General features: G+C 50.4%; 13 protein-coding genes. All 13 read left to right on the forward strand.

Translation table 11 applies throughout. The annotated features are described in order from the left end of the window. The 13 genes from CVV30_02540 to CVV30_02600 all read left to right on the forward strand — a co-directional run bounded on the left by CVV30_02540 (position 1) and on the right by CVV30_02600 (position 12,559). The gene (locus CVV30_02540; GenBank protein PKL70257.1) at positions 1-924 is read left to right on the forward strand and encodes a hypothetical protein; all 924 of its coding nucleotides are present in this window, start codon (positions 1-3) and stop codon (positions 922-924) included. Between the two features lie 134 nt (positions 925-1,058). Beyond that, entirely contained in the window at positions 1,059-3,491 is a 2,433-nt protein-coding gene (locus CVV30_02545; GenBank protein PKL70258.1) for a copper-translocating P-type ATPase, read from the forward strand. 15 nt (positions 3,492-3,506) lie between these two features. Next, the gene (locus CVV30_02550) at positions 3,507-3,647 is read left to right on the forward strand and encodes a YHS domain-containing protein (GenBank protein ID PKL70259.1); all 141 of its coding nucleotides are present in this window, start codon (positions 3,507-3,509) and stop codon (positions 3,645-3,647) included. A 145-nt stretch (positions 3,648-3,792) separates the two neighbouring features. Next, a complete protein-coding gene (locus CVV30_02555) occupies positions 3,793-4,395 on the forward strand; it encodes a hypothetical protein (protein PKL70260.1) in 603 nt (200 codons plus the stop codon). 134 nt (positions 4,396-4,529) lie between these two features. After that, complete coding sequence (locus CVV30_02560) at positions 4,530-5,543, forward strand: hypothetical protein (GenBank protein ID PKL70261.1); 1,014 nt, start codon at positions 4,530-4,532, stop codon at positions 5,541-5,543. After that, the gene (locus CVV30_02565; GenBank protein PKL70262.1) at positions 5,540-5,998 is read left to right on the forward strand and encodes a hypothetical protein; all 459 of its coding nucleotides are present in this window, start codon (positions 5,540-5,542) and stop codon (positions 5,996-5,998) included. Before CVV30_02560 ends, CVV30_02565 begins: the two co-directional genes overlap by 4 nt. A 137-nt stretch (positions 5,999-6,135) precedes the next feature. After that, positions 6,136-6,624 carry a ferritin gene (locus CVV30_02570; GenBank protein ID PKL70263.1) on the forward strand — a complete coding sequence of 163 codons (489 nt, stop codon included), beginning with the start codon at positions 6,136-6,138 and terminating at the stop codon, positions 6,622-6,624. Positions 6,625-6,811: 187 nt separating this feature from the next. Continuing rightward, entirely contained in the window at positions 6,812-7,918 is a 1,107-nt protein-coding gene (locus CVV30_02575; protein PKL70264.1) for a 4Fe-4S ferredoxin, read from the forward strand. Between the two features lie 253 nt (positions 7,919-8,171). Next, positions 8,172-9,761 carry an FMN-binding glutamate synthase family protein gene (locus CVV30_02580; protein PKL70265.1) on the forward strand — a complete coding sequence of 530 codons (1,590 nt, stop codon included), beginning with the start codon at positions 8,172-8,174 and terminating at the stop codon, positions 9,759-9,761. Positions 9,762-10,588: 827 nt separating this feature from the next. Further along, the gene (locus tag CVV30_02585) at positions 10,589-10,837 is read left to right on the forward strand and encodes a hypothetical protein (protein PKL70266.1); all 249 of its coding nucleotides are present in this window, start codon (positions 10,589-10,591) and stop codon (positions 10,835-10,837) included. Positions 10,838-10,923: 86 nt separating this feature from the next. After that, positions 10,924-11,751, forward strand: coding sequence for a nitrogenase iron protein (nifH, locus tag CVV30_02590; protein ID PKL70267.1), 828 nt, complete (start codon positions 10,924-10,926; stop codon positions 11,749-11,751). A gap of 50 nt (positions 11,752-11,801) precedes the next feature. Next, positions 11,802-12,128, forward strand: a complete 327-nt coding sequence (locus CVV30_02595; protein PKL70268.1) for a P-II family nitrogen regulator — start codon at positions 11,802-11,804, stop codon at positions 12,126-12,128. 11 nt (positions 12,129-12,139) lie between these two features. Next, positions 12,140-12,559 carry a P-II family nitrogen regulator gene (locus tag CVV30_02600; protein ID PKL70269.1) on the forward strand — a complete coding sequence of 140 codons (420 nt, stop codon included), beginning with the start codon at positions 12,140-12,142 and terminating at the stop codon, positions 12,557-12,559. Position 12,560: the final 1 nt, after the last annotated feature.

The following is a 12,560-nucleotide window of genomic DNA, read 5'->3' on the forward strand; positions in this document are numbered from 1 at the left end:
ATGGACATCCTTTCAATCGTTCTCATCATTGCCGGGCTCTGCCTGTTCGAGACTATCACCAGCATCGACAATGCCATCATCAATGCCGAAGTCCTCTCCACTATGGGAGAGCGGGCCCGGAAATGGTTTTTGCTCTGGGGCCTGATCTTTGCCGTCTTTGCCGTCCGGGGCCTGCTGCCCTGGCTGATCGTCTGGCTGTCCACCCCGTCTCTTGGCCCCATCGGTGCCCTGACGGCCACCTTCTCTTCCGACCCGCTCGTGATTGCGGCCATCGAGCATTCCGCTCCCATCCTCCTGATGGGCGGGGGGGTGTTTCTGATCTTCCTCTTCTTCCACTGGCTGTTTTTGGAAGAGAAGAACTTCGGCCTGCGGGGTGAGCGCTACATTGCCAAAAAAGGAGTCTGGTTCTTTGCAATCGTCTCGGTCCTGCTCGCGGCAATCGTCTGGTTCGCGCTTGCAAAAAGCCCGATGATGGCGTTTGGGGCGGTCATCGGGTCAACCGCATTTTTCATTGTCCACGGTTTCCGCCAGAATGCTGAAGCCGCAGAGAAGAAGATGCTGCACGGCGACATGTCCGATTTGAGCAAGATCTTTTACCTTGAGGTTATTGATGCGACATTTTCCATCGATGGCGTAGTCGGGGCATTTGCGTTTACCATGGCTGTTCCGCTGATCATCATTGGAAACGGGCTCGGTGCCTTCGTGGTCCGGGAACTGACCGTTCGCAACGTGGATAAGATCAAGCGATATCCCTACCTGAAAAACGGCGCAATGTACTCCATCCTTGTCCTCGGCTGCATCATGATCCTTGACAGCTTCGGTCTTCCCATCCCCTTCTGGGTCTCTCCCCTCCTCACGTTCGGCATCGTTGGCTGGTTCTTAGTAAAATCCATCAGGGCAATGCCGCAGCCGGAAGCGCACTGATTCTTTTTTTCGGGCAGAGCGATCCCGCTCTACGAGATTCGGATTCTTTTGACACATTCAGAAGAAATATATGGCTGTAACGGGAGAATACCGAACAACAGGATTTTTGCGAGTAATCGCGAGTGGATGAAATCATGGCAGAACCGGAGAAGAAGAAGGCCGAGATAAAAATTACGGGGATGACCTGCGCAACCTGTGCGGTGAATATTGAAGAGTCGTTGACCGGGTTGAAGGATGTATCAAAAGCAGAAGTAAATTTTGGCACCGACACTGCCCACGTGGAATACGACCCGGCCAAAGTTTCGCTTGCTGCGCTCGAAAATGCGGTGAAAGCGGTCGGGTACAATGTCGTGAACCGCCAGGTCACGATCAAAGTCGGCGGCATGATGTGTGCTACCTGTGTCGAGACGATCGAGACTTCCTTAAAGGAACTCCCCGGCATTGTCACGGCAACGGTAAACCTTGGCACAGAAAAAGCCTATATCACCTATAACCCCTCCCTGACCAGCATCGACGACATGAAAAAAGCGATCGAAGATGCGGGATACCAGTATCTCGGGATCTCCGGGGAAGTGAGCGAGGAGGCAGAGAAGATTGCCCGGGACAAGGACCTGCACGACAAGTTTGTCCGGTTCATGGTTGGGTTTGCAGTCAGCATCCCGCTCATGCTGGCGATGTGGCTCCCGCTCCCCATCTCCATGCAGCAGCTCGGGTACGTGATGCTCGTCATCTCAACACCGGTCTTTGCCTTTGTTGCCTACCCGATATTCCGGGCTGCTTGGATCTCGCTCTCGCACCGCATGCTCTCCATGGACGTGATGTACGCGATGGGCACCGGTGTTGCGTTCGTTTCGAGTGTCATGGGCACGTTTGGCATCGTGCTCACGCACGAATTCATGTTTTATGATACGGCGATCATGCTGGCGGCCTTCCTCATGCTCGGGCGGTACCTGGAAGGTCGGGCAAAAGGCCGGACCTCAGAAGCGATAAAGAAACTTGCCGGCCTCCGGGTCAAAACCGCGATCGTGATCCGCGACGGGCAGGAGCAGGAGATGGCGGTCGAGGATGTGGTTGTCGGCGACCAGGTCATTGTGAAGCCCGGCGCCAAAGTGCCGGTCGATGGCGAGGTCGTGGCCGGTGAAAGCTATGTCAACGAAGCCATGATCACCGGAGAACCAGTCCCGCCTCTCAAGACTGCGGGCAGTCACGTGGTGGGCGGGACCCTGAACACCAACAGCGTGCTGACCGTCCGGGCAACAAAAGTGGGCAAGGAGACCATGCTTGCCCAGATCATCCAGATGGTGGAGGATGCACAAGGGTCCAAACCGCCGGTCCAGCGGATCGCTGATGTGGCGGTAACGTACTTCATTCCGGTTGTGCTTCTGGTTGCAGCATTCACCTTTGTGGTGTGGTTCTTCCTGCTGGGATCAACGCTCCTGTTTGCGCTCACGGCACTCATCTCGATCCTGGTCGTTGCCTGTCCCTGTGCACTCGGGCTTGCGACCCCGACTGCGGTCACGGTGGGTGTTGGCCGGGGGGCACAGCTCGGTATCCTGATCCGGAACGGGGAAGCGCTCGAAGTTGCTGAAAAGGTGACAACGGTCATCTTTGACAAGACCGGGACTTTGACCAAAGGAAAACCGGAGGTAACGGATCTCGTACCCGTTGGCATTTCTGAAGAAACGCTCCTGTCCTTTGCCGCCAGTGTCGAAAAGAACTCGCAGCATCCGCTTGCACAGGCAGTGGTGAGAATGGCGGAAAGCCGGGCGGTGACGATTGAACCGGCAGAACAGTTCGATACGTTTGGCGGGAGAGGTGTTGCTGCCACGGTCCTTTCTGAAACCGTGCTTGTCGGAAACCGGGCATTCCTTGAGGAAAAAATGGTCAGCATTCCGGAAGGGTTCGATGAACGCATATCCGCGCTCGAACTGGAAGGCAAGACCGCAGTGCTTGTTGCTGCCGGTGGCCAGATGGCCGGTGTAATTGCAATCGCTGATACCATCAAGGATACAACCCGGGATGCCATAACAGAGTTTAAAAAAATGGGGGTCCGGATCGTCATGATCACGGGCGACAACAAGCGGACAGCCGATGCGATTGCCCGCCAGATTGGCATCGACCGGGTAATCGCCGAGGTGTTGCCGCAGGATAAAGAGGCTGAAGTAAAAAAACTCCAGGCACAGGGTGAGGTGGTTGCGTTTGTCGGCGATGGCATCAACGATGCACCCGCACTTGCCCAGGCCGATGTCGGCATTGCAATTGGCAGTGGCACCGATGTCGCCATCGAGAGCGGCGATATCGTCCTGATGAAAGACGATCTGCTCGATGCGGTAGCTGCAGTCCAGTTATCGAAAAAAGTCATGGGCAGGATCAAGGGCAACATCTTCTGGGCGTTTGCATACAATGCAGCGCTCATTCCCGTTGCCGCAGGGGTGCTCTACCCGTCGTTTGGCATTATGTTCCGGCCCGAGCTGGCGGCTCTTGCCATGGCAGCAAGTTCCGTAACGGTAGTCACGCTCTCGCTCCTGCTCACAAAGTATATACCTGACGCCAAGAAAGGGAGATAACTGAGGTGTTGTAGAATGGCAATCGATCCTATCTGTAAGATGACGGTTGATGAGAAGACTGCAAAGTTCACCAGCGAATTCAAAGGGAAGAAATATTATTTCTGTGCACCGGGATGCAAGAAGAAGTTCGATGCAACCCCGGAAAAGTACGCGTGAAAAACCAGGCATACATTCGCCTTCAGCTAATCGCTTCAAATCTTTCTTTTTTTACAAAATCCAGAGAATATTGATATAGAAACAGTCGATAACGTCTGTTCAGCTTATTGTTCAATAGTCAGTAAATCCAGAAAAAAGGCGAAATATGTCGTTTTTCATTATCAATCCTGAACTCTATGCATGGATCATTCTCCCTCTCCTGATCTTTATCGCCCGTGTTGGTGATGTGAGCATGGAGACCATCCGGGTCATCTACATCTCCCGGGGGATCAAGTATCTCGCTCCGATCATCGCTTTCTTTGAAATTATTATCTGGCTGCTTGCCATGGAAGTGGTGATGAGTGACCTGACCAATATTGCAAATTTCTTTGCGTTTGCATTCGGGTTTGCTACGGGAACGTATGTAGGTCTCGTGATTGAGGAGAAGTTATCCATCGGCATGGTTATCCTGCGCATTGTCACGACTGAAGAATCCAATGAAGAGATTGCATCGTTTCTCCGGTCAGAAAATTTTGGCGTCACCAGCCTCGATGCCAAAGGTGCACGGGGCAATGTCAAACTAATCCTCACGCTGGTCAATCGTACTGACCTGCCCCGGATAACAGAATACCTCCGGACAAATACTCCCCACTCATTTTTTTCCATCGAGGATATCCGGTACGCAAACGAAGGAGTATTCCGCCCGAAAAAATCCGGTGCCCTTTCCGGGTTCTTTCATGCAATTGTCAATACGGGAAAGAAAAAATAATTTTTTTTAACAAGGGCACTGCCAAAATCCCGGCAGGTTAATATCCCCGCACGGATAAGTTAATTTCCACCGGCACCAAGTGAACTAACAGATGACCGCGTAGAAACGCAAAAAGTGACGTCTGGTATACACTCATGAAAACTGATATGCCCTTATCAAAACCCATTCGCCGTTTTATCAATACTACCGAGGAACTTCTTGATACCGAGATATCGCTGCTCCGCCAGCCGGATGCAGAGCCGGGCGGTACACTCGTTGATGTCTATTCCTACGAGATTGACCGGAATGTCATTATTTTTCCTGCGCAATATGTCGGGCTCTTAAAGGATTTTATCATTGCAAAACACTGCACTCACCTGATGATCAAAGGAGCGGCAGCAAAAAAAGGAACCTATCATGTCTGTTCCTATACCGGGGATTCTGTCTATCGGGGAATGCGCCAGATCTACCTCGATGCGTTAAAGGATGAGGCCGGTAAGAAGAACAAACTCCCCGTCCAGAAACTCATCCAGATGCTGTTCCTCCTCTACTCTCACTTTAACGAGGACATCAATGAGCTTCCCTGGAACGCGATCATTAATGCCAGTGTGTATCACCGCATGTCCAAGATACGCAAGACACAGCTCTACAATGTCATGAAAGAGAGCAAGAACGATATGGATGAGATGATCGATCAGGAGGAGATCATTCCCCGCCGGTACTTTGTTTTGAACAAGGCCATGTTTTATGCCCGGGACATGTTTCTTGCAAAAACCCTTCCTGCCGATGAATTGATGCCCGTTCTCAACATTCCCCAGATGAAAAAATTCAATCACCTTGAGGTCAAGGAGATGCTCACCACCCGGTGGACCCACACTGCCTGGTACCAGTCGAAGGTTTTTGGGGACAATATGCTTGAGATTATGGAAAAGCCTCTCTCCCTGGTCAACTGGAATGCAGATCCGACGCTCGATTATTATTATGATCTCTATAAAGTAGGGGTCAACCTTTCCGATCGTCTTCTCTCGTATATGACCATGAAGGACTGGTACGTCTGGGAATCTCCCCAGCACCTGCTCGAGGCCCATGAAAACAAAGGGCTGTATGAAAAGGATGCGGTGAAAAAAATATTCGGGGATCTGGTAACCGATACGTGGGGGGGTTCATGACCGTAAAAGAGGCCGTTGAGTTATTAAAAAAAGGGTTCTCTTATGCCAGGAGGACCAAATACAAGGAGGCGCTTGCCTACTATAACAAGGCAATTTCTCTTGATCCGAACAATCCCGAAGGCTGGTGCCTCAGGGGATCCCTTCTCATTGAGACCGGTAAAAGCAGTGAAGCGCTTGCTGACTGCGAAAAGGCTATTGCTCTTAACCAGAATTATTCTGATGCATGGACCAAGAAGAGTCTTGCGCTCTACAATCTTGAACGGTATGAAGATTCCCTGTTTGCCAGTACCCGGGCTTCATCCTTAAACGGGAACGATGTAACTGCCTGGTACCTTAAAGGGGTCTGTCTTGACGAACTGGACAGGAGCGATGAAGCACAGGTTGCCTATGGTAAATCTCTCGAACTTGAGATTATTTTAGATATTGAATCCGAGAGAAAAAAAGTTGGCAGATAATTTTATTTCTTTTCTCTCTCATCCCCGAGAACGTATCTCCTAAAATAAAACTGCTGCCACGGTCAGGTTTTTTTTGTCCCTTGCAAAACCATTATGCCGATAGAAACCAAGAACATCGATTGAACGGAGGTTTCTGTATGATATCAAAGACTATGGAAGATGCATTAAACAAACAGGTAAACCGGGAGTATTACTCCGCATACCTGTATCTTGCAATGTCAGCCTACTTCGAATCCGCCAACCTGAAGGGTTTTGCAAAATGGATGCGAATCCAGGCAAAAGAAGAGCAGTCTCACGGGGACAAAATTTTAGATTATCTTATGGCACGGAGTGGAAAGGTCACTCTTGGTGCGATTGAAGCACCGAAGGCAAAATGGGCGTCTGCCGGCCAGGTCTTTGAAGAGGTCTATGCCCATGAGCAGAAGGTAACCGGCATGATCCATGCACTGGTGGATCTTGCTATTAAGGAAAAGGATCACGCAACCTTTGAGATGCTCCAGTGGTTTGTGAAAGAACAGGTCGAAGAAGAGGAGCATTCGCTTGCAATCCTTGAACAGATCAAGTGCGTTGGCGATGTGCCCGGCCACCTCTTCTACCTTGATCACGAACTTGGCAAGCGGGGATAAATCCCCCCTTTTTTTCACAGAATTCTTTGGCCCCGCTCTGATGCGTCCGGCAATATTAGCGTCCACACGATTCTTCCCATCGCAGCACTCCCCGGAATAAACGATGGAATATTGATGCTGTTTTTCTGGCTGTCACCGATGGATTATTCTCTTTTCAGGTTTTAACCTCCACCCGGTGGAAAAAATCATGAAAAGTCCGGTCTATTTTGCGAGCCTCAGGGCACATTCCGATCAGGAATGTACAACAGCCAAGGTGCGGCGGCTCTTTGAGCGTGCGGGATTTCCTGAACTCATTGCTCCTCATGACAAGACAGCACTCAAACTTCATTTCGGTGAGATGGGTAATGACGGGTTCATCAGCCCGGTCTATATCCGGCAGGTTGTGGAAAAGGTAAAAGAGTGCGGGGCATTGCCCTTCCTTACCGATACTAATACTCTCTATCTCGGGAGTCGTTCAAACGCGGTGGAGCATATCACGACTGCGATCCTGCACGGGTTTGATTTTGCAGTTTGCGGAGCTCCCGTCATTATCGCAGACGGGCTTTCAGGCAAAAATGTTGCCCGGGTTGAGATCGGCAAAAAACATTTCAGCACGGTTTCGATCGCCGGTGATATTGCTGCGGCTGACAGCATGGTTGTCCTGAGTCATTTCAAGGGACATATTGTATCCGGGTTTGGCGGTGCAATCAAGAATCTTGCCATGGGGTGTGCTCCCCCGGAAGGAAAACGTGCCCAGCACAATGCCCGCCCGTTCACGCTCGCTGAAAATTGTACCGGGTGCGGCTCATGCACGGAGGTCTGCCCGAAGTCAGCGATCCGCATTGAAGACGCCAAATCGGTGATCGATCAGGAACTCTGCATTGGTTGTTTTGAGTGTATGCATGCCTGCCCGGAACATGCGATCGATATCGACTGGGAGACCGAGATTCCGGAATTTATGGAACGGATGGTTGAATATGCGTATGGCGCCACGAAAGGAAAAGAGAAGAAGATCGGGTACATGAATTTCTTAATCCGCATCACTCCTGACTGTGACTGTTTCCCGTTCAGCGATGCCCCGATTGTCCCGGACATCGGCATCCTCGCCTCGCTTGACCCGGTTGCTATTGATGCCGCAAGTTTTGACCTGGTCAACCAGCAGCAGGGTTTTACTGATACCCTCCTTACGGCTCATCATCACGCAGGTGAAGACAAATTCAAAGGTGTCCATGCCCAGACCGATGGGTTCCGGCAGATCCAATACGCAGAAGAGATTGGTCTGGGCAACCGCGCTTATGATCTGATCAGGATCTAAATTTTTCCAAATTTTGATTTTCCAATTTTTAATAATTTTTTGCAAATTTTGCATTTTTAGATCCCATTTTATGTAAAAATGGGGTGGAACTGTATTGCCATCGCGATCTAAAAGCGTAATCGTTATTAAGGGGTGGAAAGCAAGCGCTTATTAGCGAACAGATTTTAACTAAAACTTAGTTTGAGATCTTCGCTCAAACATTCCCTTTCGTGTTTAACAAGGGACAGTCCGTTATGATAATGGAGTGTTTTTAATGAATCTTCGACAGCCAAATGCAAATGAAGCAAACGGGACCGTGAACCGGTCACGGAGTGTTGCTCCGTGCTCAGGTATCTGTACCCGGTGCATTGATGGATGTAAAGGCAGCTGTGAGATCTGGTTATCATCGTTCAGGGGCAGGGAAGTACTCTATCCCGGTCCGTTCGGTGAGATCACCGCAGGTGCCGACAAGAATTACCCGATCGATTACTCCCATCTGAATATCCAGGGATATGCAGTCGGTGCAAACGGCCTTCCTGATGGCGTTGAAGCCGGTCCGGATACTGCGATCTTTTCGGATGTGAATACCGAGACCGAGTATGGCTGGGACAAAAAAGTCAAGATGCGCCTGCCAATCTTCACTGGCGCACTTGGATCCACTGAAATTGCCCGGGTAAACTGGGAACACTTTGCAATCGGTGCAGCAATCGCCGGTATCACGCTGGTCTGTGGTGAGAATGTCTGCGGTATTGATCCTGGTTTAAAACTCGATAACAAGGGTAAAGTTATCGAGTCCCCTGAGATGGACCGCCGTATCAATGTGTACAAGAAATTCCACGACGGCTTTGGAGAGATCCTTGTCCAGATGAATGTTGAAGACACCCGGCTTGGAACCGCGGAGTATGTCGCCAGCAAACACAACCTGGACACCATAGAACTCAAGTGGGGACAGGGTGCCAAGTGTATCGGTGGCGAGATCAAGGTCAAGTCTCTTGAGCGTGCAATCGAGCTCAAGAAGCGGGGCTATATTGTTCTGCCCGACCCGACCCTCAAAGAGAACCAGGCCGCATTCAAGGCAGGGGCCATCAAGGAATTCGAGCGCCACTCCCGGCTTGGTTTTGTTACCAAGGAAGGATTCTTAGAAGAGGTTGACCGCCTCCGTGACATCGGGTTCAAGCGCGTTACCTTAAAGACCGGTGCGTACTCCATGGTTGAACTGGCAATGGCCCTCCGGTACAGTTCCGAGGCAAAGATTGACCTGCTCACCATCGATGGAGCTCCCGGCGGAACCGGCATGAGCCCCTGGCCGATGATGAATGAATGGGGTATCCCATCGTTCTACCTGCAGTCCCTTGCCTATGAATTTGCCTGCAAGCTCGAGAAGAAAGGCTTCCGTGTACCGGATCTTGCAATGGCCGGCGGTTTCTCCGATGAGCCCGGTGCATTCAAGGCACTTGCCATGGGCAGCCCGTATTTCAAGGCGGTCTGCATGGGCCGTGGTCTCATGATCCCCGGATTTGTCGGTAAGAACATCGACAAGTGGGTAAAAGAAGGCGATCTGCCTAAGTCTGTCTCCAAATATGGCAACAATATCGAAGAGATCTTTGTCTGCTACGAAGATCTCAAGGAGAAATTCGGTCCACGCATGTCTGAGATCCCCATGGGTGCAGTCGGTATCTACACCTATGCCCAGAAGTTCAGGACCGGTCTCCAGCAGATCATGGCCGGCAGCAGGAACTTCCGGCTCTCAACAATGTCCCGTGATGACCTGATGGCACTCACGCCCGAAGCCGCAGATGTTTCCGGCATTGACTATGTCATGTCTGCACGGTATGACGAAGCTATGGGCCAGTTGCTTGACTGAGCTCACATAATTTTTTTTACGTCTGCTCCGGGATTTATTCCCGGTATTTTTTTTAGGTCTCATTTTTCGATTTCTCACTTGTACCCGATAATCGGGGCATCCGGGTCCTGATGTAAATAAGTCCTGTAAGGGCTCAGTTTCCTGAAACATGATCCGGAAAAGCCCGTAAAACAGCCCGTTTCAGGCTACTTTGAGAATTCCCTCGCATATTGCCCCGATTGTCAAAATACGAGCGGAAACGACCTCACCGGATTGATGCTAATGGCCTTTAAACCGCGGTTTTTTTCACCACTTATATTACTCCATTCGTGCCCCGGAAACCCGACAGGAATGTGAATATGAGGCACTTTTTCCGTGAATTTGGTAAAAAATGTTTGACCCGGAATACGAGGAGCTTAATGCCGTGTCGGGGTACTCCAAATCATGGGACCGTGGTGGTGTTCAAATGTGTGCCACCGGATTAAAGCAAAAGGTTGGGGTTAAAATCATCAGGTTTTTTAGTCTGACTGCCTCGGTCTTCGAATCATGGATTTTTTAAAAATTCCCTACTGTTTTTCTGCGCTCTAATCTCCTGTAGAAATCACTTAAGCAATAGGTAGAGCAGAAATTTCCACCTTGTCGTTAATGCAAACCGCAATCCTTCATTATTTATCATTGGGTTAGATGGAAGGAATATTCCTACTAGCACATATATATGTATGCAGAGTTAACATTTCTGTGTAATACTAAAAGGAGGTACCATGCAACAGGTCACAATCCATAGTCCGGGTAAAATCAGATCTTCACAATCTCCACGGAAGCTGACAACTGCACCTGCTACGCAACGAATGCGTATCAAGTCGAAAAATTTTGACCGAAAGGAGAAATCCACCTGCTTATCCCTGGGCGGAAAGATCAAGGCAACGGTGTTTGAAATTACGCACGTTGATTCTGTTGATCCCGAACCGGGATTTGGGTATGGCTGGTCCTGTAAATGTAAGGGTCTACTCATGAAGGACAACGGTATCATGGACATCGTCAAAAGCGCAACAAGCGATGACGATAGATCCGGGGGTTTCCTCTGCTCATGCAACTGATGCAATAAAAATCAGGAATTGAACGAGCGGGAACAATTAAAAAAAACTGAGTAATAACACAAGGCGAAAAAAGGAGGCTAATAACAATGAAACGACAGGTAGCAATTTACGGAAAAGGCGGTATCGGCAAATCGACCACAACCCAGAACACGGTTGCAGCACTGGCAGAAGCGGGAAAGAAGATCATGGTGGTCGGGTGCGACCCGAAAGCGGACTCAACACGGCTCCTCCTGCATGGGATGCACCAGAAGACAGTCTTAGATACGCTTCGGGACGAGGGAGACGACATCGAGCTTGAAGCCGTACTCAAACCGGGATACAAAGGCACGAAATGTGTCGAGTCCGGTGGCCCGGAACCAGGAGTCGGTTGCGCAGGCCGGGGAATCATCACGTCAATCAACCTCCTCGAATCTCTTGGAGCGTATACGGATGAACTCGACTACGTCTTCTACGATGTGCTTGGTGACGTAGTCTGCGGAGGATTCGCAATGCCGATCCGTGAAGGAAAGGCAGAAGAGATCTACATTGTAGCGTCCGGCGAACTGATGGCGCTGTATGCAGCCAACAATATTGCAAAAGGGATCAAGAAGTATGCCGACAACGGAAAAGTGAGACTCGGCGGTATTATCTGTAACAGCCGTAATGTCGACAACGAACGTCCCCTGCTCGAAGCATTTGCCAAAGAACTTGGATCGCAGCTCATCTACTTTGTCCCTAGGGACAACCTTGTGCAGCGGGCCGAAATCAACAAAAAGACGGTAATCGACTATGACCCGACTTCGGGTCAGGCAAATGAGTACCGCAATCTGGCTAAAGCCATTGATGAAAACAAGCTGTTTGTTATCCCCAAACCGATGACACAGGAACGCCTTGAAGAGCTCATGATGCAGCACGGGTTCCTGGACGCAATGTGAAGAGCGGTAAACCAATACGAACGAGATAAAAAAAGGCGGATGTGAAATACATGTTACTGATACGAGCAATTGTTCGACCCGAAAAGAAAGATGAAGTGCTTGCTGAACTGTCCACTGCGGGATTCAATGCAGCCACCATGGTCGATGTGGTTGGCCGGGGAAAGCAGAAAGGAATCAAGATTGGCGGAATGGTCTATGATGAGATCCCAAAGACTCTCATCTTAATGGTCATCCCGGATGAGGCCAAGGACATGGTCATCAAGATGATCTTATCAATTGCAAAGACCGGAACGGAAGGAACATTTGGCGACGGCAAGATCTTTGTCAGTCCCGTTGAAGAAGTCTATACCATCTCAAAAGGCACCCCGGGTCTGTGAGGAGGAGCACGATGAAAGAAATTATGGCGATTGTCCGGATGAAAAAGACCGGAGCCACGAAAAAAGCTCTCATCGCAGCTGGCGTGGCCGGTTTTACTGCGGTAAAAGTGCTCGGTCGGGGCAGGCTTGTGACCGATCCGGAAAAAATTGAAGAATGCCGGGAAAAACTCATGTCGATGGGTATGGACGAGTTCAGTGAGTCGGGTGACACCGAGAAGCTTGTCACCAGTTTCCTGGACGGCTCGCGGTTCTTCCCGCGACGCCTGTTCACGATCCTGGCACATGATGATGACGTTCCCCGTATTATCGAAGCGGTCACAAACGCGAACCGCACGGAATATGGGATTGGGGACGGGACCATCTTTGTCCTGCCGGTAGCCGACGCAGTCCGCGTGCGCACCGGTGAAGCAGGCGAAGCAGCTATCTGGTAAC

It is taken from the genome of Methanomicrobiales archaeon HGW-Methanomicrobiales-1 (assembly GCA_002839675.1).
In the GTDB taxonomy this organism is placed as follows: Archaea; Halobacteriota; Methanomicrobia; order Methanomicrobiales; family Methanospirillaceae; genus Methanoregula.